Here is a 23,002-nt window from a genome sequence, read left to right on the forward strand (position 1 = left end):
AGCCAGGTGCAGGAACACACCTGGTGGCAGAAAATTGGATTCAAAAGTGATTATTTGAATACTTCATCCACTGGCACAACGCTGATGTTGCTCGCTGGGATAGATAACTTGTAATCCTGAATAATGCGATCTTCAGCCAGCAACTCTTCTGGCTTTTCGCTATTGTATTCAAGTGGCGAAGTCATCTCGGTTGCAAGACGGTTTTTCATATCCTCTGCATCACCCGAAACAAACACATAGTGAATATTTTCGGTTTGCAGATGCTTTTTGATAACACGGTTCACATCGTCAACACTTAACTTCTCCAGCTCACTTTTTACGTGGGAGACAAAATCATCAATACCATAAAATTCACTATCCAGGGCATAGCCCAGCTGCATATCCTGTGAAGATACCAGTTGCGGTGCGAAGTTGAGCAGGAAGTTGCGGGTGGCCTCAAAATCTTCCTGAGTCATGCCGTTTTCAATCAACTTGTCTAATTCAAACAAGGCTACGCGAGTGGCAAAGTGAGCATCGTTATTGGAGCGAAGCGGTCTTATCCAAACCTGAAAGATTTGTGATGAGCGACCCAGGTTGGCATTGGGCTTGGTTCTGAACATGCCACGCGGGTAGTATTCGATGTAGGCATAATCCCCGTAGTTCATGCCGCGCACTGCGCGGATACGTTTAAACAGGTAGCTGTTGGAACTGCGGTGCTCGCCCAGGTATGAACGTGCCAACCACAAAGCAGCCCAGTCTTCACTGCTGCGATTAACATCAATGGGGAAACCAAAGGATACCGCGGTTGATTGTGCATTTTTCTCCACGATAGTGGCGTGTTTTCCCTTGAGTACAGGTGCCTTGGCAATGCTTAGTCTATCTTCTTCTCCTTTTGGCAAACGAGCGAAATCTTGTTTTATTTTAGCCTTGATGGCTGAAGGAATTGCCCCCGTCAAACCCATTTGCAATTTGGCCTGGGTTAACTGACTGGCATAAAACGCTTTCAGATCGTCGATGGTTAATGCTTCGATATCTGAAATGTCGCCCAGGTTGTAGCTTTCATAAACATGGCCTTGATACAGTTCATGATAAAGCACTTCTTTACCCAGTTCTTCATCATTAGACGATTTCAAGCTGGATTTAATGGCATCAAGCAGTTCTTTTTTCACACGCTTAAAGTCGTCTTCTCGCCATCCAGGGTTCAGGATTTGGTCACTGATCAGGGCATACCATTGTGCTACGTTGTCCTGGTGCACACGCCCGGTAAATGACATCATTTCTTTATCTAGTTGCGCGTTAAAAGAGCCCGCTAGTGGATAGAGCTTTTGTTGTATTTCTTTGAAGGTTTTCGATTCAGAGCCCCCTTGTGTCAGCATGCTGGCTGTTAATGCCGCCACACCTTTTTTACCCTCAGGCTCCGCTGCCGCACCAGTATAGAACAAGATGTTGATGTCAATCAGCGGTGAGGAATTAGTGCGATCTACGATGGTAAACTCAGGAGCAGGTGGAGCCACTGAAGCTTCGACTACCAGTTGCTCTAAAGACACTTCCTGTTCAAATCCGGCAATGGCATCCAGTGCGGATAATGTCACAGTGGTACGGTTACTGTCGATATAGTATTGGTTGGCTAAATTTTTAATATCTTGAGCGGTAATTTTATCAAAGCTTTGGTAAAGCTCATTGATTACTTCAGGGTCGCGTTTAAAGTGCATGTAGCTTGTCAAAGTAGAGGCAATGGCCTCTGATGAGTCCAGGCTGTTGACAAAACTGTATTTCAAATTTGATTTGAGGTTAGCTAGTTTTTCGTCGTCAACTAACTCAGTGCGTGCTTTGGCGTAAGTGCGATTGATAGCATCACGTACTGTTACCAAATCCGCTTCTTCCTGAACTTTTACAAACACGTGGCGCAAGCCGGTATCTTTGGTATTGGGGTTGTAGGTAAACATTTGACTGGCAATTTGCTTATCAACTACAAGCTCTTGATAAAGATCAGAGTTATCGGAAAAGTACAGCTCTGACAATAGATCTAAGCCAGCCCGGTCCTTTTTATTGGGTATCCAGGGAGCGCCTTTGTATGACACCAACAGCCAGTGGCCTGGCAGGCCGTCATATTTCTCATGAAAATAGCGCGGTGCAGTTTGCTCTGGCTCTTGCGGCACAACTGATTTGAAGTCACCTCTTTCCCAGTCACCCCAATATTGTTTAATTAAATCAAGGGTGGCTTTCGGATCAACATCGCCGGCTATTACTAGTGACACGTATTCGGGCTTGTAGAAGCGGTTAAAGAACTCCTGACCGTATGCCATTTGATCTGGCATTGCCTCGATGTCTTCAAAAAATCCCATGGTTGTGTGTTCATAAGTATGCACATCGTAGGCTTCTTTTCTCACGGCAGACAACAACTTTCGAATAGGACTGGCGTTGTTTTTTAAATACTCGCCTTTTACCGTGAGAGCCTCTGTTCTGAATTGAGCTTCAGTGTAGTGAAGATTCTGAAAGTGGTCGGCGAGGATCTCTAAAACCGTTTCTAAATGCTGTTTGGAAAAATCCGCGTGATAGTTGGTGTAATCATTTGTGGTATAGCCACCGTAGTCGACGCCAGCGCTTTTGAATACTTCGGTGTATTGGCTATCTGGAAACTTCTTAGAGCCCTTAAACATCATATGTTCGAAAAAGTGAGCAAATCCGGTTTTGCCTTTTTCGACTTCATCTCGGGAACCCGCTGATACCGGAATTTGCAGTGATACTAAGTCTGGGTAGTCGGTTTTTACCACCATCACTTTCAGACCGTTATCGAGTTCCTCTAAAACATAGTCTTGAGTGAAGACTTTTTTCGTCTCAGAAGATTTGGCTTGCTCTTTGAAGCTGGACTTGTTGCTGTAGCCGTCTTTGGTTTTGCTATTGGTGTCTACCACCACCATGCAACTTGCAAGACTGATACTCGCGGCAACGGCTGTAACCGTTTTTATAATAGATTTCATATTTGCTCTGTTTATTATCAGTAATTATAACCCGCGGAATTATGGCAGTTATCTCCAGTAACTTACAGCCTGAAGTGGATTTGAAAGCCCAAATTGGGATATTCGTTCATTGGTAATGCTGTGACACCTCACGGAAGCAAATGACGATGGCAATTTGCAATACGATGGCTTCAGTGATTCCTGTGACAGAATAAAAGACAAGGGCGCTAGTTATTGAGGGTGTTATTTTTACCTGTTAATTGGATGCAGGGAGAGGGTAAAACCTCAAGCGAGCTTGAGGCTAAGACGTTTGTATTTTACCAAGGGATAGCTATGGCAGTTTTCTAAAACAGCCTTTTGTTGAGAGTAACCTGAGTAGACTCACTCGCTGTAGAACTTGTGTTTAAACTTCAAGGTTTGTTGTTGGTTGCCATGGCTAATGTTGATGTTAAATCGATACTGCTCTTGGTCGCGGAAGGGCAGGACGGCAAGATAATAGATAGCGTCACCGTCTTTGACTTCCCTAAAAGTCAGTTTTTTCTTGGTTCCCAGCAAGTTGGTAGCATCGCCCATCATCGAAACTGACTGTGCTTTGTGGCTGTCTTTATCCAGTACGGAAATATTCACCAGTCCCTGAAATTGACTGCGCTGTAAGCCATAGGCCCGGGCGATTTCAGGGCTTAAGAAACTGGTATTGATAACAATGTAGTGCACATCCCAATCACCCAGTGTTTCATACTGTTCAGCTTTAACTGGTGTCTGCACCAGCGTGAGCAGTGCGATAAAAGTGGCGAATATTCCTCGTCTCATGGTCTTTTTTCCTGCTAGAAGTAGGGCATTAAATCTTGCAATAACAGTTGTAAAAACTGCAAGCCAAGCAGCGCAATCAAAACTGATAAATCCAAACCACCCATGGGCGGAATGATTTTTCTGATGGGAGCTAACATTGGCTCGGTCAACTGATGCAAGACCATTTCAATTGGGTTGTGACCCTGGCTAAACCAGCTCAGTAAAGCGCGAATAATGAGTACCCAAAACAGCAGTGAAAAGATCTCTTTGAACACAACCATGGTACCTGAAACAGCCACGGCAATTGGGTTAATCTGACCGGTGCCAAACATCATTGCCAGCACCGTTACCTTGAGCATCCCTATGGCCAGGGCCAGTACCAAGGTGGCGGTATCCAGCGAGCCAATGGATGGCAGAACCCGGCGCAGTGGCGCTACGATGGGGTGAGTAGCTTTAACCACAAATTGACTGAATGGATTATAAAAGTCCGCTCTTACCAACTGAAGCCATAAGCGCAGCAAGACCACCATCAGGTACAGATCAAACAGGGTACTAATTAAAAAATAGGTTGCGTTCATATTGGTTCCTAAAACAATTCAGACATTTCCCTGGCGCGGTTAATTGCAGCTTGCATTGCATCACCCACCAGTCCTTCGAGATTGCCTTGTTGTAAATGCTCTACCGCTTTCGCTGTGGTGCCACCTTTAGAGGTTACTTGGGCTCTCAGCTCAGATAATTCAAGTTGCGGGTTGTGACAAACCATTTCTGCCGCGCCCAGCATAGCTTGTTGTACCATAATACGAGACTGCTCGTTGCTGAAGCCCAATTCAATGGCTTTTTTCTGCATTCCTTCCAGAAATAAGAAAAAGTAAGCCGGACTACTGCCAGCGGCTGCAATCACGCCATCAATCATGGATTCTTCTTCTACGGTGATCACTTCTCCGGTGTTGGCCATCAGAGCTTGCGCGAAAGTTGTTTGTTCTTCGCTCACTTCCGGAGAAGCATAGAGCCCAACAACGCCTTTCCCCAAGGCACAAGGGGTATTTGGCATGGTGCGAATAAGTGGGTACTGGCCACCGAGCATTTCTTGTAGTCGCCCGGCGTTGATACCTGCGGCAACTGAGATAAACAGTTTGCCAGTTAAGTCGCACTGCTCACTGAAAGCGGCACAAACTTCGGCCATTAATTGCGGTTTTACAGACAAAACCACCACATCGGCAAAGTTAATAGCTGTAACGTTATTTTGGGTGGTGAGAATGTCGAATTCTGCTTTTAATCCGTCCAGTTTGGGCGTGGAAGGATTGCTCGCCATAATTGCATCAGTGGGATAATTACCAGAAACCAATCCAGAAATTATCGCGCGACTCATGTTTCCTGCGCCTATGAAGGCTATATTAGCTTGTTGCAAATCAGAACTCCGTTAACGGGTTATTGTTTTGGGGAGCGGGCACCGAATATCGCGGTACCGACACGTACCATGGTGCTGCCGTTTGCAATGGCCAGCGCCATATCGCCGCTCATACCCATCGAAAGGGTGTCTACTGTATCATAGCTTTGTTGCAGTTGGCTAAAGAGTCCCTGCATCTGTTTGAATTCTTCGGCCAGTTTTATGTCGTCTTCGGTATTGGAAGGGATGGCCATTAAACCCCGCAAACACAGCTGGGGCATGGACTTGTGGATCGCTTCTGCAAGGCTCTTAACCTCTGCTGTGTTGAGACCAGATTTACTGCTTTCGCCGCTAATGTTGATTTGTAGACAAACGTTCAGCGGGGCGAGGGACTGAGGGCGATTGTCGTTCAGGCGCTGGGCTATTTTATGGCGGTCAACACTTTGCACCCAATCAAAATGCGCCGCTACGGGTTTGCATTTATTGGATTGCAACGGACCAATCAGATGCCACTCAATATCAGTAAGTGATTGGCAGTCCTGAATTTTTTGCAGGCCTTCTTGCACGTAGTTTTCGCCAAAAGCCCGTTGTCCTGCTTGCCAGGCTTCTTGCACCATAGAGGCGGGCTTGGTTTTACTAACCGCAAGCAATCGTATCTCATTTGGCTGTCTATTAACCGATTGAGCGGCCTTATTGATAGTTTCCAGTGCGCTTTGCAGTCTATCTGCTATTTTTGTATTCATACATCTTCAAAAAATAAACTACGGAGTCCCAATCGTGGATATTACCGAACTTTTAGCCTTCAGTGTTAAGAATAAAGCATCTGACTTACACCTGTCTGCCGGTTTACCGCCGATTATTCGCGTCGACGGTGAAATGCGAAAGCTCAACATAGACCCCCTCAATGACAAACAGGTGAAAGCCCTCGTTTATGAGATCATGAACGACAAGCAACGCAAAGAATACGAAGAAAACCTGGAAACGGATTTTTCCTTTGAAGTAAAAGACTTAGCGCGTTTTCGTGTTAACGCTTTTGTTCAAAACCGCGGTGCTGCAGCGGTTTTACGTACTATCCCCAGTGAGGTGTTAACTCTTGATCAGTTAGGCGCACCAGATATCTTTCGCGAGATTATCCAACACCCAACGGGTATTGTGTTGGTGACGGGGGCCACCGGCTCCGGTAAAAGTACCACGCTGGCCGCGATGATCGATTACATCAATAGCTCCAAACGAGAACACATTCTGACGATTGAAGATCCCATCGAATTTGTGCACCAGAATAAGTTGTGTCTGATCAGCCAGCGGGAAGTGCACCGCGATACTCACAGCTTCAATAATGCCTTGCGTTCAGCATTGCGTGAAGACCCGGATATTATCCTGGTGGGTGAGTTGCGGGATTTGGAAACGATACGCCTCGCCATTAGTGCCGCAGAAACAGGGCATTTGGTGTTTGGCACCTTGCACACCAATTCAGCGCCGAAAACTATCGACCGTATCATCGACGTGTTCCCGGCAGAAGAAAAAGCCATGATCCGTTCTATGTTATCGGAGTCGATTCGCGCCGTTATTTCGCAAACGCTATTGAAGAAAATTGGCGGAGGTCGGGTGGCTGCCCACGAGATAATGGTGGGTATCCCTGCCATTAAAAACCTGATCCGGGAAGACAAAGTAGCGCAGATGTACTCAGTGATTCAAACCGGCATGCAGCACGGTATGCAAACCATGGATCAATGCTTGCAAAAACTGGTGGCGCAAGGGGTGATCACACCTCAAGATGCCCAGGCTAAGAGTACTAATAAACAAGGTGGGTTTGGCGGTTAACCAGCGCCAACAAGGCAGAGAACAAATTATGGCGATAGAGTTAGATGCGTTTTTAAAATTTATGGTGGATAAGGGCGGTTCCGATTTGTTCGTGACCGCCGGCTTTCCGGTAAGCTCTAAAATCAATGGCAAGATGACGCCGTTGCAAAAAGGCACACAAGATGATGAAGGTGCCTTAAGCCTGGTGCATCAGGCCATGAACGAAAAGCAGCGCAAGGAGTTCGCAGAATCTCGCGAATGTAACTTTGCTATTGTGCGAGAAGGGATAGGACGTTTTCGTTGTAGTGCTTTTTGGCAGCGAGACCAGGCCGGTATGGTGGTGCGTCGTATCGTAACAGAAATCCCCAAAGCTGAAGACTTGGGACTACCGTCAGTGCTCAAAGACATCATTATGGCTAAGCGCGGCTTGATTCTGTTTGTGGGTGGTACCGGTACGGGTAAATCGACCTCGCTTGCAGCCCTTATAGGTCATCGCAATCAAAACTCCTATGGACATATCCTTACCATCGAAGATCCTATCGAGTTTGTGCATGAACATCGAAACTGTGTTGTAACCCAAAGGGAAGTTGGGATTGATACTCTGTCTTTTGACGAGGCATTGAAAAGTTCTCTGCGTCAGGCACCGGATGTGATTTTAATCGGTGAGATCCGGTCAATGGAAATAATGGAGTACGCGATGTCCTTCGCTGATACCGGGCATTTGTGCGTCGCTACCTTACATGCTAACAACGCTAACCAGGCTATTGAGCGTATTATGCACCTGGCTCCGCCTGAGCAACATGCCAAATTGCGCTACGATTTGAGTTTGAACATGCGGGCGATTGTGGCGCAACAGTTAGTGCCGACGGTAGACGGCAAAGGGCGGGTAGCTGCCATAGAAATTCTGCTCAATTCGCCTCTGGTAACGGATATGATTCAGCGCAGTGAAATTTCCGGCTTAAAAGAAGCCATGCAAAAAGGCAAAGAGATGGGTATGCAAAGCTTCGATATGGCGCTGTATGATTTACTCAAAGCGGAGAAAATCACTATGGAGCAGGCGCTACATCATGCGGATTCGCCCAATGATCTGCGCTTGATGATCAAGTTGGATAGCGATGCAGGTAATACCTTGGGCTCTTTGAGTGATGTGACTATTGATATGGACTAGGAGGCGTTTCTAGCCAGATGATAAAAGTGTTTTGCAGTGAAAACCGTTTGCGCATCCAGCAGGTAAAAGACCTGTTGGATGGCTACGGCATCCCTTGTTTTATCAAAAATGAATACTCTATCGGCGGTATAGGTGAAATCTCACCATTTGATGCCTGGCCCGAGATCTGGCTTACTGATAATGAATGGTTCAACCGCGCCAGTCAGCTCATTGCCGAATTTGAAGCCGCGGAAAAAGAAGGTAGCCCTTGGGTGTGTCGGCAATGTCAGGAGCATAACGAAGCCAGCTTTGAAATCTGCTGGCAATGCGGTACAGAGTTTAATCCTTAAATTTTCTGATCCTACAAAGCGCCGGTCGGCGCTTTTTAAATTTATGAATGTATGTTGCCTGTTATTTATTGCCTCTTTGGCAGGCTAGCCTGGAAGCTATTGCGACTCATTACTGTCTTAGCCCAGCGTTGTACGTTTTCAAGATCATCAGGGATAGCTAGTTTTACAAATTGAGCGATCATTAATGATGCTGCGCCGGTAATATCGGCAACCGAAAACTGGTTATCCACAATGAAGTCTCTACCGTCAGATAACTCGTTATCTAACCATGTAAGTCGTTTTATTGCTTCTTTTCGTTGCGCAGCAGCAAAAGCACTATTCTGCTCTACACGATATTGAAAATAAGGAATTTCGTGTTCACCAATACTGCCAAAGGTCGTCATCAACCACAGCTCCATACGACGGTTCCACATTTCTATGAAGGCTTGCTCTTCGGCGGACTCTCCAAACAAAGCCGGACCTGGATATTTGGATTCCAAATAACGGCATATAGCGATGCTTTCCGTTAAATAGCGACCATCATCAAGTTCAAGTACCGGTACCTGGCCTAGAGAGTTACGTGCCAGAAATTCCGTTTTTTTCGTGTCTCCATGCATGATGCTAATGTCATTCAGAGGTAATTCTATGCCTTTTTCCTGCATAAACATGGTGACACGCATGCCATTGGGGGATGTACCGTTGTGTAGTTTCATATCTAATCTCCTTGCTTTGCTCATTGAATTTACTTTGGAGATTGCAAGTTAAGCCATATCTATATATGTTCAAGAACATATTTTAATTCTGCGATAAGCTAATAAATCAAACTATAGGAGGGTAAGCGATGCCTTATAGCCCTGAACATAAATTAAAAACCCGTGCCAAAATCGTGGAATGTGCCAGAGTCATGTTTAACCGTCATGGCTTTGTTAAAGTTTCTATTGATGACATCATGGCCGAGGCGGGGCTAACGCGTGGTGGCTTTTACAATCATTTTAGTAGTAAAGAAGAGCTCTACTCCGAGGCCATTTCCAGCTTCTTGTTTGGGGTGGGGAAAGAATGGCGGGATAATGCGGGAGTGCACATCAGTAGCGGTGGGCGGGCAGCAGTGAAGGCCATGGTTTCTGCTTACTTATCAAGTGAACACTTAACGGATATTGATCGACAATGCCCCATGATAGCCTTACCGTCAGACGTAGCCAGAGCTTCTGCGGATGCGAAAAAATCCTACGAAACGTTATTGGAAGCCATGGCCGGATTATTCAAAAATAACCTTGATTGTGAGTCACAAGATTCAGAAGAAACGGCCCTGGCCTTATCCGCATTGTGTGTTGGTGGAATGGTACTGGCTCGTACTCTGGACAACAAAGAGCTGGGAGCGAAAGTGACTAATGCATCGCGAAATTTCGCTTTGAGAATCGCCAATATTGACTGACTGGACTGCTGAGATTTTCCGCCCAAGTCACGCTTGAAATGGAAATAGTTTTATTCCTGATAAAATACATTTTCCAGCCAGCTCTCAGCGATGAGACAAGCTGAGACACTATCAATTTTGCCTTTTTGAAGTTTTTTGTAGCCCCCCAATTCAAACAGTTTTTCTTTCGCCGCTGCCGTAGTGAGGCGCTCGTCATAGGTATCGACTTTCATTCTGAAACGATTGGATAAGCGGTTGGCGAATTTTTGTGCGCCATAAGTCACCTGTTGCCAGGTGCCGTCCATGTTAAGAGGCAAGCCCACAACCACTCTATCGGGACGCCACTCTCCAAACAAAGATTCTATTTTCTGCCAGTCTGGAATGCCATCGGTGGCCTTTAGAGCCTCCAGAGGAGCTGCCGTGCCGGTTACGGCTTGAGCTACAGCGACACCAATGCTTTTTGTGCCAAAATCAAAACTGAGAAGAGTCGTCATAGTGTAAGTGATACCCACTAGCGGTTTAATACTTTGGTTCTAAATTGTAACTTTCCCGAGTGCGTAAGAGAACACAATTGTTAAAGTCGTGCTATCTTTTGAAACATGACGAACTTATGACCACAGTATGCAGATCCGGGAAAGCGAAGATTTTGTAGCCATCAGAGATAGCTTAATAGACAGGCTGGTGGTAGCTATGTTGGCTATGTTAACTATTGCGCTGTTGGGATCTTTTTATCGTATGTCAGTGATTGGGTTTCAGCCCGTCATGGCGGTCCACATCTTCATTAGCTTAGTTTTTCTTTGTGTTTATGTATTGCGCAGACGTATCAGCGGTAAACTCAAAGCTATCGTGATGATTTCCACTTTGTTCCTGGCAGGCGTTGCCGGTTTATTCAACTTTGGCCTGGTGGGGGCGGGCACTATTATTCTGTTGGTGGCTGGTGTAATGAGTGCTTTAGTACTTACCAGTAAAATCGCACTGGCGGTTTTAATTGCCGGGGCTGTTGTGCAAGTCATTTACATGCTGGCTATTGCCCAGAACAAGCTCACTTTTGAAATTGCCATTGCTGATTACGCGCTTTCCATTCCCGCCTGGCTGAATAATTTAACTGCGTATATTGTCCTGAGCGCTATTTGTTTGTATGTCATTGATAAGTTTTTTACTTATTTAAAAACCATGTCGGCGGTGTTACAGCATGCTGTGGAAGAGAAGCATCAGGAGCTGGAACACTCGGAATTGTTGCTGCAAACCGTACTAAATTCTTTGCCTTATGGGGTGTTTTGGAAAAAGCCTGACTTGTCTTATTGGGGGGCAAATAAACGCTTTATTCAAGATATAGGTGCTAAACACCTGAATGAGTTGCTCAACAAAAGCGATCAAGATTTTAAAAGCGAGGCTGCGGCTCAGAGTTATGCTGAGCAGGACGCCGAGGTGTTGAAATCTGGTGAGCCAGTTTTAGGCATCATTACTCAGTCGCAATCCCCTGAAGGAGAGGACCTATACACCCTTACTAACAAGGTCCCCCTGATTGATAAGCAGAATCGCATTATTGGTGTGCTTGGGGCTTATGAGGATGTGACCGAGGCCAAAAAGATGGAAAGGGCACTACAGGAGGCGGTGATTGCCACGCAACAGGCCAGTCAAGCCAAATCAGAGTTCTTAGCTACCATGTCGCACGAAATCAGGACGCCTATCAATGGCGTGATGGGACTATTGGAACTCACATTGGATACCGCTTTAGACGAGCGGCAAGGGGAGTACATCACCAAAGCGAATCTGTCCGCTAAAACCTTGTTGCAAATCATTAATCAGATTTTGGATATCTCCAAAATTGAAGCCGGTAAAATGGATCTGGAATGCATTCCGTTTTGCATATCCGACGTATTGCAGCAATTAGATACCCAGCTACGTCATCTGGCGTTGGCCAAGAACCTGGAATTTACTATTGAGGAAAAAGGTTTAGTGGCAGAAAAAGTGGCGGGCGACCCGACTAAACTGTTACAAGTGCTGGTTAATTTGGTTTCAAACGCCATTAAATTCACTGAACAAGGTGGCGTTACTGTAACTGTTGGGGCGCTTAAGCATCAAGATAAACTTAAGCTGCAGTTTGTCGTCGCTGACACAGGAATTGGTGTCGCAAAAGAAGACCAGGAAAGCCTGTTTCAGTCCTTTACCCAAGCAGAAAGCTCCACCAGCAGACGATTTGGCGGTACTGGCCTGGGCTTGTCTATTGTCAAACAACTCCTGGAAATGCAAGGCGGGAGTATTGAGGTAAAAAGCGAAAAAGGGCAGGGTACCCGCTTTATTTGCCAGATAAACTATGACCAGGCACAACATGTTGCTCACACCCAAAAGGAAACTAAGCACAAGGACCTGGTCGGTACCAAAATACTTCTTGCTGAAGATAACGAAATTAATCAATTAATTGCCTGTGAAATGCTCGGTCAGGCTGGGGCAGAGGTGACGGTCGCGGGGGATGGTATCCAGGCGTTACAGACGTTGCAAAAAAGCCAGTTTGATTTGGTGTTAATGGATATTCAAATGCCAAACATGGACGGTACCGAAGCCTTGATAAAATTGCGCCAGAATGTCTGCTTTCACAACCTGCCTGTGGTTGCTTTAACTGCTAATGTGCTGTCCCATGAAGTTAAGTTCTATCGTGAAATCGGCTTTTCCGGGCATCTGGGCAAACCCTTTCAGAAAGAGCAATTACTCAGTAAGATACACGAAGTACTCAGTGATTCCTGAATAGCCTCAAATGCAGCGTTTAGTGACTTAAAATGGCTTGATATGAGCCGTCTGCTTTGAGGGATTTTATCGCCTTGTCAAATTTGGCCGTCATTTCTGGCGACACCGTTTTTTTCGAAAACATCAAATAAGTTTGTGCTTCTTGTGGGCTGGTTACCCGCTGCACTGGGAAAACTTGAGCTTGATATTCTGGATTTTGTGAGATCATTTTAAGGCCACCGTATTCCGAATCCAAAAAAGCATCAATCCGGTCATGCATGAGCATGTCCGCCAACGGGGTAGTTTCTGAAAGGTAAATTAAATGGCGGGTAAATCTCGGATCGCTTTTCAGTGCATCATATTCATCTGAGTAGGATACCCCTCTGACCACTCCCAGGCGTATGTCAGAGTCAATGATATCCGACAAAGATTCTATATGTTCGAATAATGGTGATTTCGCCTTGCTGGAAAACAAGACATTATGTCCTTCCCTGAAAACCTCGTTCGTAAACCAAGCATACTGTTCTCTTTCAGGCAACAGGGCTGCACTTAGTGCCATATCCACTTTGCCTTGTTGTAGTGAGCTCAGCGTCCTTTGCCAAGGTAACTCAACTAACTCGTAGCGATAAGGGGTGTGTGCGAAAATGGCGTCCAGTAACATGATATCTATACCACTCCAGAGTCCATTGGCTGATTTTTCTCTGTAGTTAATGCGTTCATGAACACCAATGAACATCACATCTTTACTGTCAGTTGCCGCTATTGAAAGTGGAGATAGCAGCGAAAAGGTGATTACAACAATCGCCAAAAACAAGGAACTGCGAGATTTTGATGTGATTTCCATTGTTTTAGATTTTTACTCCGAGATTCCCTTTCCATGTTTGGTGAAGCTTTACTTGACACTTTTAGTGTCTTTGAGCCCGTGCTTAAATTGTGCAAAATGAGATGCAATATTAATATGTTAGCAGGACAATTTAGGTTTTAGTAATTTTTACCTTAAAGACTTGAACATGCTGGAGGGGGCAGAGAAAAACGTAAGTTTAAGCGGCTTTTTGAAACTCTTGCTGTAAGGCGGGTAAGTGGATAGTGATTTTTAATCCGCCTAATCTGCTCTCGCTGGCAACAATACTGCCATTGTGAGCCTCTATCAGGCTTTTACAAATAGACAAGCCAAGTCCTGAACCTTGGTTGTCGTGCTCTTTGGTACCGTCGGCTCGATACATTCGCTCGAACAACCTTTGCATATCTGTTGCTGATACGCCCGGCGCCGAATCCTCAAGCTGGATTTCAATGCTGTTATCAATGCGTCTGGCGGTACATAAAATGGTGCCGGGGGCACTTGTGTAGTGAATACTGTTGCGTAATAAATTGGCGATAACTTGTTTTATTCTTAATGCATCGACACTAACCAGCTCTCCGGCGCTAACATCGATGCGAGTTTGTAGTTTGAGTCCTTTGTGCTCTACCACTTCGCGATAACCATCAGTTATCTCCTCAAATAAGTCCTGAAAGTCGAGCGTTTCAAAGTTTAACTTAAGCAAGCCATTATCCGCACGAGCCAAGTCGTAGAGGTCCTCGATCAGCTTATTTAATTCATCAATTTTATTATTTAGCCTCAGATAGGCTGTTTTGGGGTCATCCTCAAGATTGTATTGCAATGATTCTATTTGTAATTTCAGCGCCGTAAGAGGGCTGCGCAACTCATGGGCTACTTCTGCCAACATGGCATTTTTTTGTTCCACCGATTTTGCCAGCAGTCGCTTTTCCAGAGCGGCAAGTTTGCGCTTGGTACGCTCTCTGTAACCTATCACAGCCAAAAGCAGCACAAGTAGCACTAAACCTGCGATCCACTGTTTTTTCTCTAGCTTGGCTCGTTCTAGTTGCAGTTCTTTTACTGCCGATTTTGATTCCAGCAATTCGATTTGATGTTCTTTTTGAAGATAATCCATCTGGTTTTGCAATTGCGCCATGATGCTGGTGTGATTCTGGCGTTCGTATTCATCTTTCAAGCGATAAAAGTCTTTGTAGGACCGTAAGGCTTCTTCGGTTAATCCAGCCAGTTCCAATGCCTGGCTTTGTAAAGTAAACAGGGTTTTAATCTGTTCAAAGTTTTGTTTCGCAATCGTTTCTTCTTTCACCGAGGTCAATAGTGTTAGTGCATCTTGATATTGTGCTTGTGCCATCAAAATCTCGGCTTTGATCAACAGGCTCTGAATAAGGTGCTTACTTTGTCCCACGTTCTCATTGATTTTTTGTGCCCGTTCTATATAGCTTCGGGCCTGTTCAATGTCCTTGAGCTTTAGATGGATTCTGGCCAAGTTGTTGTATACCAAACCGAGATGGCCATCGGCCTTTGTAACATTAAAAAAATGCTCTGCTTGTTTGGCGTTTTTCAGAGCTGATTCGGGGTCGTTGATGGCGAGATCCAGTTCGGCAAGCATGTTGTAGTCGTGACCTAAAAAATCCGGATTATTGCCGGGGAGATCCAGACTCAGTGCTTCCAGGGTGAAAAACCTGGCCTGTTTGTAATCTTCCATCTTCTTGTAAATACTAGCCACATTAAAATAAGACGTCGCCAGTTCATCAATATCGCCGCGCTGTCTGTCCAGTTCGATGGTCTTCATGTGAGCTTCAAGCGCTTGTGAGAGATTACCCATGTTGTCATGTAACATGCCTATGCTGTTGTAAGCGTTGGCGATGGTGGTTAAATCCTCTATTTCTTCGCCTAAAGCAAGAGATTGCTCAGCAAAGCTTAAGGCTTCGATGTTTTGATTTATATGGCCAAAGGAGGAGCTGATCTCAAGCAGCGCATTGGCGACAAACTTACTGTTACCCGCTTTTTTATATTGTGATAATGCCTGTTTGAAAAAGCTGATGGCGTCCAGGTGTTTGCCTTGGGTTTGTACTATCTCGCCATCGTTTAACAAGGCCCGTCCAGTGTAGAGTTCGTCTTCAGTGTGCAGGGCTTCTAATTTTAATTGGTTATTTCGTTCTTTGGCTTGCTGTATGTCGCCTCGATACAGATAGGCACGTACTAACATATCAATGCCAATCAAGCGCTCACGTTCACGTAATTCGCCATTTTCTATGGCGTCTACCAGGTAAGAAATTAAATCTTCGTATTGCGAATTTTGTTGCAGTTTACGGGCTTGCTGTAGTGGCTCTGACTCGGGCAGTTGCGCTGATGCGAAAGGATTGAATAACAGTAAGGCACTCAGCAGCAGTGCCTTAATCAAAATTTGAAAGGGTGATGTGTTTTTATACACGTACATGTCAGTAATCTTTGTTGGCCGCAATCTTGAGTTAGTCCTCTATGCAGTTGCCTCCTGCATGCTGCTGAAATAAGAGTGAATTTTATCCACAGTTTAACCGACAGCGGTTGTCATACAAGTGATGGATTATGAATTTAAGTGTATAAATGATGAGTGAGATGTGCTGTCTGATGGCGGTTAATGCATACCGCCATGGTATTTTTGCGCCGGGTTATGCGTGGCCCACTTGAGGAGATAATTGCCAGATGTTGATGCCTAACTTTTCGATTGCCTTTTCCCATTTTTGTTCAACGGGAACATTGAACAAAAGATCGGTATCGGCTTTCAGCGTAAGCCAGGAGTTGCTTTCTAACTCTTCTTCTAGTTGCCCAGCGGACCAGCCTGCATAACCTAGAGCGACAATGGCTTTGTCGGGACCTTTGTCGTTACCTATTACTGCAAGAATATCTTTGGAGGTGGTCACCATGATTTCTGAGCTCAATTCCAGGCTTGAACTCCAGCCTGGCTGACAGGTATGGAGAATGAAACCTCGATCTCTACTGACAGGGCCACCTTCCATCACCAGACAATCTTCGTGCTCTGTATCCACTTCAGTTTCCTGCTCGGTTAAATTGAGCAATTGAGCGAGGGTTAGCTCAGTCTTGTGGTTAATGACAATGCCCATCGCGCCATGGTCATTATGCTCACAGATGTAAGTGACAGTTTTCCCAAAATAGGAACCGTCCAGCGAAGGTGTGGCAATTAAAAAATGATTTTGTAAGCTAGATTCCAAAATATCCGTCCTTTCATTACTCTTTAGCGATGGTAACAATCAACGGGCATCTTACCAGTCAACTTTAGTCGAATAATGCCAGTTGGTCATTTAACGTCTGGATCATGTCTTGTGATTAGAAACCTGTCAGGCTCGTTGGTTCAATCGACGTTCGATGGCGTCAAATAATTTGCCTGTAATATCAACATCGAATGCGGCTTCGATTTCTTGCACGCAAGTGGGACTGGTAACATTGATTTCAGTGATTTTATCGCCAATCACATCCATACCCACAAAAATGAGTCCATTTTCCATTAATATCGGTGCAATGGCCTCTGCCAGTTTGCGATCAGACTCTGAAATAGGTTGTGGGCGACCGGTACCACCAGCGGCCAGATTGCCTCTGTTTTCACCTTTGGTGGGTAGACGTGCAAGGCAATAAGGGATTACCTCACCGTCAACAATTAAAATGCGTTTGTCACCGTCTTTAATCGCCGGCAAAAACTCCTGAAACATACCGTATTCAGTGCCCAGGTTAGTGAGTGTTTCGATGATCACTCCAAGGTTATTACCGTCTTCTTTCACCCGGAAAATCGAGGTGCCCCCCATACCGTCAAGCGGTTTACAGATAATATCCTTGTGTTTAGCGTGAAACTCCCTGATGCGTTGACTGTTGCGGGTTACCAGGGTTTGTGGAATTAAGTCAGGGAAACAGGCGGTAAATAGTTTTTCGTTAAAATCTCGTAAAGCCTGAGGTTTGTTGACTACCAAAGTACCTGCTTTTTCGGCCAGTTCCAGCATCTGAGTGGCGTACAGGTATTCGCTGTCAAAGGGCGGATCTTTACGCATCAAGATCACATCAAAATCTGCCAGTGATTTTTGCTCAGCAGCCCCGAGCGTAAACCAATTGTTAGGGTCTCGCTGCACAGTGAGCGCTCGAGCATTACACATGGGCTTACCTGTATCCAGATACAAATCATCCATTTCCAGGTAGGTGAGCTGGTAACCGCGTTGCTGCGCGGCAAGTAGCATGGCAAAACTGGTGTCTTTCTTTATGTTAATGGCGGTGATGGGATCCATCACAATGGCGAGCTTTCTGGACATGAGGTCCCCGAGGTTGAAAAAGGTTTACTTAGTTATAGTGGCAAACCTTGGTTAATCAACTGTATTCAACCTCGAGATCTATTCCTCATTTACACTCTTTTCTTTTTCAGGGCCTTTTTAAGGTCTTTATCAGAGGTGCTTTTTAAGCTGCGATAAATACTGATGGCTTCTGGTTTGTTTTGGTGTTCGATGACATTGGCTCTTCTGAAGGTCGCCCATTCCTTGCTTGGCATACCACGAGTAACGGCACATTGACTGAGATAGCTATCAAGGTGGTTAATACCTTGTTGATGGTTTTTATCCGCCAGGCCTGCAGTTTTTCCGTACTGATACCAGATGGCGCAGCGCTGCTCTGCATCATCTTCAGCTAAAGTTTGTAATGCCAATTCATAGCGGGGAAATGTTTCCTGATATTTTTCTTCTCGCTGAAACCATTGTGCCAGTTCAAACTGCAATCTGGCGGTTTCTGGATTGGCATTAACTAAGGTGAGCAACTGCTCCTCCTTGTTATCGCTATCGCTTACCCTGATCAATCTAAGTTGTGCCAGTAAGCCTCTTTCTTTATCTAATTTATAAATTTTTTCTGCCTGTGATTTAGCGATTTTTATGTCGCCTCCCGCTATCGAAGGGGCGTTGAGGTGAAACATCATTAAGCCCATATTGTACTCAACGTTATCCGGAGCCATTTCAACGGCTTTGGCAAAACTTTGTTGCGATTTTTCTGCATAGCTAAGTGCGGAAAAAATAGCATTGCCGGCTTGCTGTCCCATCACCCGTCCTCGTAGAAATTGTAGTTCGGCTGAATCGGGGAAGGATTCTATCGCTTGTTCGATAAATTCCTCGGCATCATCCAGGTCCCGCTCCATTAAAATTTTGGTTTGATAGGCGGCAGATTCCGCTGTATTGATCCCCTTAAGAATCGACAATGCCTTGTCATCCTGCATGTACTCATAATGGTTGATGGCTTCCTCCAGCGTGGCACCTATGGTCTGCGTTGAAGTTAAAAGTAAGGCTATAAACAATAAATTTTTCATCTGGTGGATTCCCTTAATAAATGTATTCCCGTTTGGTTAGACACGGCTTGCAATCTTGGTTCCCTGAACAGGGGCATATTTTTGACAAAGTTTTCTGATGGCGATGGCACCTACAACACCTGGTGCAATCCAGAATATTAAGCGCCATTCACCGGCATTTTCAAAAATGGTCCTACCGCCAAACGCCAGAAATGCGGTGTATGCACCAATGGCAGTACCCAGTTGGGCGCTAATGTGCTCTCGCAGCCAGGTATTGCCAATGGTTTCGTCGGACAAACAATATTTAATATTAGATAGTCCCGTAACCAGGCCCAGCACAGCAAACACCATGGGAAGAGTCATTGACTCTTGCCAACCAAGATAAAAAAGCACAGGACTTGTGGCTGCTAACAAGGCATTGCTAAGAATGTGGGACTTTGCACGCAACAGCTTTTTGTTTTGTTTGCTTTTGAGAGTGATTTCACCGTGCCTTAGTCCGCAATAAACCAACAGGCTAAGATAGAGAAGTAAGCTGTAAAATACCCTCATGCGCTCAACAAATAGTTGTTCGTTTGCCGGGTTGGATAATCTGTGTCCATGTATCATCATGGGGTCTATCAGTACTAGCAATGCCATGACTGCACCAGACAAAGACACAAGGTACATGGCGTTGTTGTAGTAGCGCCCAAATCTTCTGTGATTGAGTCGCCCTTTTTCAACTGTAAGGGGTACCCAGACCAGCAATAAGGCCATGCTACCAACCAGTATGTGTAGATAAAATGTCAAAGTATGAAGGGTTAACATATCAGTCTCCGATGAATTAACGGAGACCATCATAAGATTTATCAGTGCATCGCATCAGTGCCAAAGGTCACGATTTTAGAAAATGACTTTTGGCCTATATCGTTGTCTGCAATTTCGAGGCAGAATGAGCGTATGAAAGATTTTTTTGAAAAGTTTGGCGCAGTCAGATTGATTGGCCATATCACCATTTTAACTGTTGCCTTGGTGGCGACTTACCTCACTGTCAAGCAGGAGCCGACTGATTGGCCTCAAGTTATGGTGGCTGCCCTATTGTTTGCGGGCTTTCTTGGAATAGAGTGGATAACTACGGAACGGGAAGCACCGTTAGCTGATAACATGTTTTTGCTGGCTGTTGTATTACAGTTGTTGCTACTTTTTGCCTTGTTTTTCACTTTGCCTTATACCTTTATCGCAATTTTATTGGGAATTTGGTGCGGTAATTTGCTGCACTTTATGAGCCTTGGCAAAGCGGTAGCGGTAACGCCAGTTTTGATGTTTGTTTTCTATGGCATCTTCACCTGGCACTGGGACTATAACTATATGGTGATTTCGTCAGCCTTGTATTGGATGCTCTGCTTGTTTACTGTCACCATGGTTAATTCGTGGATTCAGGAAACGCTCGCCAAAGAGGCCAGTGAGCAATTAAATCGCGAATTAATGGCTGCCCAAAGTTTGTTGAAGGAGGCCACTCGCCAATCTGAGCGGGTGAGAATAGCTCGAGATATCCACGATTTGGTGGGGCATCATCTGACTGCATTAACTATTAATTTGCAAGTAGCCATGCACCAAAGCGAAGGGGCTGCCAAACAGCAAGTTGAAAAGAGCTATGCTATTGCCAAGTTATTGTTGTCTGACGTGCGGGAGACCGTCACTGAGATACGAGAAAAGTCTAAAATTGAATTGCGTGATGCCCTGGAAGCGCTAGTTAAAGAAGTGCCCAGATTGAAAGTGAACCTGACCTTAGATGATAATCTGGATATCAATGATGTTGAGCTGGCCGATACCATTTTGCGTTGCGTTCAGGAAAGTCTCACCAATACGCTTAAGCACAGTCGTGCTGATCGGTTTGAAATCCATTTATCCAGAGAAAAGAACAGTTTGCAATTGGCGATGCAAGACAACGGTCAGCCAGATGCTGAGATAAAACCCGGTAATGGGCTGGCAGGTATGAAAGAACGCATAATGGCCTTGGGCGGTAAAATTCAATTTAGTGCCACTGAACAGGGGTTTAGTACTGTGGTTAGATTTCAGGGGGCGTTATGAGCTTAGGTGTTTTGCTGGTGGATGATCAAACGTTGGTGCGCCAAGGCATTCACAGTTTGTTAGCTTTATCTGATGAGGTTCAGGTTGTGGCGCAGGCTGAAGATGGCTCTCAGGTTGTTGATAAGGTAAAAGAGCATACACCGGATGTTATTTTGATGGATATCCGCATGCCAAAAATGAACGGCATTGAAGCGGTGAAAGCCTTGGTGGCAGAAGACATCACCACGCCGGTATTGATGCTGACCACTTTCGATGACCACCAGCTCGTGCTGGACGCAATCCAGGCAGGAGCTAAGGGATATTTACTCAAGGATGTTTCGTTGGAGCATTTGGTGTCGGGGATTAAAGATGTCGCTGCGGGAAAAACCCTGATTCAGCCTGGCATTACTGAAAAAGTATTACAGGGCCTGCAAGGTATGGAAACGGAATTCGAGAGTTTTGAAGAGCCGGAGCCATTGACAGAGAAAGAGCAGGAAATTTTGCGCCTGATGGCCGCCGGTTACAGTAATCGAGAGATTTCAGAGGCGATGCACAAATCTCAAGGTACGGTGAAAAATCAGGTATCCGCCATATTAGCAAAAATGGGGGTGCGAGACCGCACTCGTGCAGTGCTCAAAGCGATTGAGCGGGGTATCATTTAGCACCATTGGCTTAAGACTAATGGATAATGACACTTGCCTTGCTCTAAACGCTAACTTCCCCTAGCATAGTCGCTTGCGGAAATCTTTGACTAGCGGTACAGGACTTGGCATTTTTTGATCTGAAAATTCGAATCATCGACCCCTCATTACAAAATCGCAACATGTTCAAAGATATTCTGACCCAAATAGGTCAGCCTGATGTGTTGTTGCAATCTGACGCAAGGCAACTTTTCAACCGTGATAAATCACTGCCCTGTGACTTGGTGTTCATTAATGCTGATGTCGGATATGGGCTATCTGCGCCCGATATTATTCGCTTTCTGACGCGAGACCATTTAGTGCCCAACTGGTGTAAATTCGTCATTGTCAGCGAAGATGACAATTACGGACTTTCGGCCCCAATTTTCCGTTATTTGCAAACCGAGATTATTCATCTACCGGTTAATTTCCAGACCATGCGCTATCTGATCTATCGCGCCATTACTTCCATAAAACTGTTTAAGCCGATATTGTCCAGGTTACACAAGTTGGCACCTGCTGAGCTGGTGAAACAAGTAACGGAAATCAAACCAAAATACAAAGACCCTATTGTGGACGATGAATTGCTGGTGATGAAGTTGCAATTACTGATGCAAGCAAAACAACCGGAGTTAGCCCTTAAATTAGCTGACAAGATCCGCGACCCAGCGTGCCGCTTTAGAGAACTGGCCTATATCAACACTGTGACCGGACAGGAAGATGCCATAAGGGAATTGTGCGCAGAGGCGGAACGCAAACAACAGTTTTTGTTTGGACGAGTCTATCTGATGACCTATCTGAGTGTATCCGAACGCAATTATCGAAGCGCACTTCGGCACTTTCAGAGATTACCCTCCGAGAAATTGCGTGGCAATGATGCCCAAACTTATGCTTTGTTATTGCAGCAAGCCGAAGGATTACAAAAAGCCCTTTCCTTTATCAATGGGCGTTTGAGCCGCGCATCCAGGACTTCCATGCTTTACAGTAATCTCGTCGCTACCAAAACCAAGTTATATTTCGTTGCATTGGCAACAGGCAATCTGGACGGCCTGTCAAAACCGGATATTTATATGATGATTCAAGAGCTTGCGGATCATCGGATATGGCAAAAGGGCGAGTTTAAGTATTCAGCTTACGCCCCGTTTCTTGAATTAGGCATGGCGTTACATGAGGGCAAAGCGGTAGCAGAAGAGCTTTTTGAATTGCTCTATGTACAAATGAAAAAGCTGGATATTTCGCAGCTCAATGTCTTGTTATTCGCGGCCAATAAACTAGAGAAACACAACGCTTCCAGAGAAATTCATGAACGCCTGGAGCAATCGATGGCCAAAGTTGAAGTCTCTCCCGAACTTATCTCATTTTTGATATTAAATGATGTGGTTCTGAGATCCTCAATGACGCCAGAACGACTGAAGTTTCGACTTGAGTATTTGGGCCTAAATCACTGGCAAAGTGGTCGCCATTATCGAGCATTGGTCAGATTTAAAGACTTGTTGAGCCAATACGATGAGACGCCAGAAACTGAGAAGCAAATGCGCCGCCTGATCAAAGAGTCAGGACTCACTCGATACTGGCGCTACCTGGCGGTCTGAGGGTTAAACCATACCCCA

Annotated in this window: 21 protein-coding genes; 8 read left to right on the forward strand and 13 right to left on the reverse strand. The window is 45.3% G+C overall.

Features of this window, described 5'->3' with window-relative positions; genetic code table 11:
* Window positions 1-50 precede the first annotated feature (50 nt).
* The 5 genes from AABA75_RS06670 to AABA75_RS06690 all read right to left on the reverse strand — a co-directional run bounded on the left by AABA75_RS06670 (window position 51) and on the right by AABA75_RS06690 (window position 5,858).
* The gene (locus tag AABA75_RS06670; protein WP_338291785.1) at window positions 51-2,960 is read right to left on the reverse strand and encodes a M16 family metallopeptidase; all 2,910 of its coding nucleotides are present in this window, start codon (window positions 2,958-2,960) and stop codon (window positions 51-53) included.
* Between the two features lie 360 nt (window positions 2,961-3,320).
* Complete coding sequence (locus AABA75_RS06675) at window positions 3,321-3,749, reverse strand: DUF4426 domain-containing protein (protein ID WP_338291786.1); 429 nt, start codon at window positions 3,747-3,749, stop codon at window positions 3,321-3,323.
* A gap of 14 nt (window positions 3,750-3,763) precedes the next feature.
* Window positions 3,764-4,306, reverse strand: coding sequence for a YggT family protein (locus tag AABA75_RS06680; RefSeq protein ID WP_338291787.1), 543 nt, complete (start codon window positions 4,304-4,306; stop codon window positions 3,764-3,766).
* Window positions 4,307-4,314: 8 nt separating this feature from the next.
* Window positions 4,315-5,136, reverse strand: a complete 822-nt coding sequence (proC, locus tag AABA75_RS06685; protein WP_338291788.1) for a pyrroline-5-carboxylate reductase — start codon at window positions 5,134-5,136, stop codon at window positions 4,315-4,317.
* Window positions 5,137-5,156: 20 nt separating this feature from the next.
* Window positions 5,157-5,858, reverse strand: a complete 702-nt coding sequence (locus tag AABA75_RS06690; RefSeq protein WP_338291789.1) for a YggS family pyridoxal phosphate-dependent enzyme — start codon at window positions 5,856-5,858, stop codon at window positions 5,157-5,159.
* A 34-nt stretch (window positions 5,859-5,892) separates the two neighbouring features.
* Between AABA75_RS06690 and AABA75_RS06695 the strand changes: the two genes are divergently transcribed.
* The 3 genes from AABA75_RS06695 to AABA75_RS06705 are packed head-to-tail and all read left to right on the forward strand — an operon-like array spanning window position 5,893 to window position 8,412.
* A complete protein-coding gene (locus AABA75_RS06695; RefSeq protein WP_338291790.1) occupies window positions 5,893-6,936 on the forward strand; it encodes a type IV pilus twitching motility protein PilT in 1,044 nt (347 codons plus the stop codon).
* Between the two features lie 28 nt (window positions 6,937-6,964).
* Window positions 6,965-8,083, forward strand: a complete 1,119-nt coding sequence (locus AABA75_RS06700; RefSeq protein WP_338294817.1) for a PilT/PilU family type 4a pilus ATPase — start codon at window positions 6,965-6,967, stop codon at window positions 8,081-8,083.
* 17 nt (window positions 8,084-8,100) lie between these two features.
* Complete coding sequence (locus AABA75_RS06705; RefSeq protein WP_338291791.1) at window positions 8,101-8,412, forward strand: DUF2007 domain-containing protein; 312 nt, start codon at window positions 8,101-8,103, stop codon at window positions 8,410-8,412.
* A gap of 65 nt (window positions 8,413-8,477) precedes the next feature.
* On the opposite strand, the gene AABA75_RS06710 is transcribed toward AABA75_RS06705, so the two are convergent.
* On the reverse strand, window positions 8,478-9,104 hold the full coding sequence (locus tag AABA75_RS06710; protein ID WP_338291792.1) for a glutathione S-transferase family protein: 627 nt from the start codon (window positions 9,102-9,104) through the stop codon (window positions 8,478-8,480).
* A 128-nt stretch (window positions 9,105-9,232) separates the two neighbouring features.
* Here AABA75_RS06710 and AABA75_RS06715 point away from each other — a divergent pair, with 128 nt between their 5' ends.
* Entirely contained in the window at window positions 9,233-9,823 is a 591-nt protein-coding gene (locus AABA75_RS06715) for a TetR/AcrR family transcriptional regulator (protein ID WP_338291793.1), read from the forward strand.
* Between the two features lie 50 nt (window positions 9,824-9,873).
* Here the strand turns inward: AABA75_RS06715 and ruvX are convergent, their stop codons facing one another.
* A complete protein-coding gene (ruvX, locus tag AABA75_RS06720) occupies window positions 9,874-10,296 on the reverse strand; it encodes a Holliday junction resolvase RuvX (RefSeq protein WP_338291794.1) in 423 nt (140 codons plus the stop codon).
* A gap of 127 nt (window positions 10,297-10,423) precedes the next feature.
* Here ruvX and AABA75_RS06725 point away from each other — a divergent pair, with 127 nt between their 5' ends.
* Window positions 10,424-12,547, forward strand: a complete 2,124-nt coding sequence (locus AABA75_RS06725; RefSeq protein ID WP_338291795.1) for an ATP-binding protein — start codon at window positions 10,424-10,426, stop codon at window positions 12,545-12,547.
* Window positions 12,548-12,566: 19 nt separating this feature from the next.
* Here the strand turns inward: AABA75_RS06725 and AABA75_RS06730 are convergent, their stop codons facing one another.
* The 6 genes from AABA75_RS06730 to AABA75_RS06755 all read right to left on the reverse strand — a co-directional run bounded on the left by AABA75_RS06730 (window position 12,567) and on the right by AABA75_RS06755 (window position 19,470).
* Complete coding sequence (locus tag AABA75_RS06730) at window positions 12,567-13,370, reverse strand: substrate-binding periplasmic protein (RefSeq protein WP_338291796.1); 804 nt, start codon at window positions 13,368-13,370, stop codon at window positions 12,567-12,569.
* A gap of 196 nt (window positions 13,371-13,566) precedes the next feature.
* Window positions 13,567-15,798: an ATP-binding protein gene (locus AABA75_RS06735; RefSeq protein ID WP_338291797.1), complete on the reverse strand. Its 2,232-nt coding sequence runs from the start codon at window positions 15,796-15,798 to the stop codon at window positions 13,567-13,569.
* Between the two features lie 211 nt (window positions 15,799-16,009).
* Window positions 16,010-16,570: a YqgE/AlgH family protein gene (locus AABA75_RS06740; protein WP_338291798.1), complete on the reverse strand. Its 561-nt coding sequence runs from the start codon at window positions 16,568-16,570 to the stop codon at window positions 16,010-16,012.
* A gap of 126 nt (window positions 16,571-16,696) precedes the next feature.
* Window positions 16,697-17,653, reverse strand: coding sequence for a glutathione synthase (gene gshB, locus AABA75_RS06745; protein ID WP_338291799.1), 957 nt, complete (start codon window positions 17,651-17,653; stop codon window positions 16,697-16,699).
* 89 nt (window positions 17,654-17,742) lie between these two features.
* Window positions 17,743-18,687: a hypothetical protein gene (locus AABA75_RS06750; protein ID WP_338291800.1), complete on the reverse strand. Its 945-nt coding sequence runs from the start codon at window positions 18,685-18,687 to the stop codon at window positions 17,743-17,745.
* A gap of 36 nt (window positions 18,688-18,723) precedes the next feature.
* Window positions 18,724-19,470, reverse strand: a complete 747-nt coding sequence (locus AABA75_RS06755; protein WP_338291801.1) for a hypothetical protein — start codon at window positions 19,468-19,470, stop codon at window positions 18,724-18,726.
* Window positions 19,471-19,602: 132 nt separating this feature from the next.
* Here AABA75_RS06755 and AABA75_RS06760 point away from each other — a divergent pair, with 132 nt between their 5' ends.
* The 3 genes from AABA75_RS06760 to AABA75_RS06770 all read left to right on the forward strand — a co-directional run bounded on the left by AABA75_RS06760 (window position 19,603) and on the right by AABA75_RS06770 (window position 22,984).
* Entirely contained in the window at window positions 19,603-20,733 is a 1,131-nt protein-coding gene (locus AABA75_RS06760; protein ID WP_338291803.1) for a sensor histidine kinase, read from the forward strand.
* On the forward strand, window positions 20,730-21,374 hold the full coding sequence (locus AABA75_RS06765; protein WP_338291805.1) for a response regulator: 645 nt from the start codon (window positions 20,730-20,732) through the stop codon (window positions 21,372-21,374). The genes AABA75_RS06760 and AABA75_RS06765 overlap by 4 nt, the downstream gene beginning before the upstream one ends.
* Before the next feature lie 104 nt (window positions 21,375-21,478).
* Entirely contained in the window at window positions 21,479-22,984 is a 1,506-nt protein-coding gene (locus AABA75_RS06770; protein ID WP_338291807.1) for a hypothetical protein, read from the forward strand.
* Window positions 22,985-23,002 lie beyond the last annotated feature (18 nt).

It is taken from the genome of Planctobacterium marinum (assembly GCF_036322805.1).
Classification (GTDB): Bacteria; Pseudomonadota; Gammaproteobacteria; order Enterobacterales; family Alteromonadaceae; genus Planctobacterium; species Planctobacterium marinum_A.

What these genes read in the sequence shown, in the direction of transcription:
- gshB (WP_338291799.1), bottom strand. Translation starts at nt 17,653, where the DNA reads ATGTCCAGAAAGCTCGCCATTGTGATGGATCCCATCACCGCCATTAAC.
- AABA75_RS06765 (WP_338291805.1), top strand. Translation starts at nt 20,730, where the DNA reads ATGAGCTTAGGTGTTTTGCTGGTGGATGATCAAACGTTGGTGCGCCAA.
- AABA75_RS06750 (WP_338291800.1), bottom strand. Translation starts at nt 18,687, where the DNA reads ATGAAAAATTTATTGTTTATAGCCTTACTTTTAACTTCAACGCAGACC.
- AABA75_RS06710 (WP_338291792.1), bottom strand. Translation starts at nt 9,104, where the DNA reads ATGAAACTACACAACGGTACATCCCCCAATGGCATGCGTGTCACCATG.
- AABA75_RS06735 (WP_338291797.1), bottom strand. Translation starts at nt 15,798, where the DNA reads ATGTACGTGTATAAAAACACATCACCCTTTCAAATTTTGATTAAGGCA.
- AABA75_RS06725 (WP_338291795.1), top strand. Translation starts at nt 10,424, where the DNA reads ATGCAGATCCGGGAAAGCGAAGATTTTGTAGCCATCAGAGATAGCTTA.
- AABA75_RS06755 (WP_338291801.1), bottom strand. Translation starts at nt 19,470, where the DNA reads ATGTTAACCCTTCATACTTTGACATTTTATCTACACATACTGGTTGGT.
- AABA75_RS06680 (WP_338291787.1), bottom strand. Translation starts at nt 4,306, where the DNA reads ATGAACGCAACCTATTTTTTAATTAGTACCCTGTTTGATCTGTACCTG.
- ruvX (WP_338291794.1), bottom strand. Translation starts at nt 10,296, where the DNA reads ATGACGACTCTTCTCAGTTTTGATTTTGGCACAAAAAGCATTGGTGTC.
- AABA75_RS06730 (WP_338291796.1), bottom strand. Translation starts at nt 13,370, where the DNA reads ATGGAAATCACATCAAAATCTCGCAGTTCCTTGTTTTTGGCGATTGTT.
- AABA75_RS06690 (WP_338291789.1), bottom strand. Translation starts at nt 5,858, where the DNA reads ATGAATACAAAAATAGCAGATAGACTGCAAAGCGCACTGGAAACTATC.
- AABA75_RS06715 (WP_338291793.1), top strand. Translation starts at nt 9,233, where the DNA reads ATGCCTTATAGCCCTGAACATAAATTAAAAACCCGTGCCAAAATCGTG.
- AABA75_RS06700 (WP_338294817.1), top strand. Translation starts at nt 6,965, where the DNA reads ATGGCGATAGAGTTAGATGCGTTTTTAAAATTTATGGTGGATAAGGGC.
- AABA75_RS06705 (WP_338291791.1), top strand. Translation starts at nt 8,101, where the DNA reads ATGATAAAAGTGTTTTGCAGTGAAAACCGTTTGCGCATCCAGCAGGTA.
- AABA75_RS06760 (WP_338291803.1), top strand. Translation starts at nt 19,603, where the DNA reads ATGAAAGATTTTTTTGAAAAGTTTGGCGCAGTCAGATTGATTGGCCAT.
- AABA75_RS06675 (WP_338291786.1), bottom strand. Translation starts at nt 3,749, where the DNA reads ATGAGACGAGGAATATTCGCCACTTTTATCGCACTGCTCACGCTGGTG.
- AABA75_RS06670 (WP_338291785.1), bottom strand. Translation starts at nt 2,960, where the DNA reads ATGAAATCTATTATAAAAACGGTTACAGCCGTTGCCGCGAGTATCAGT.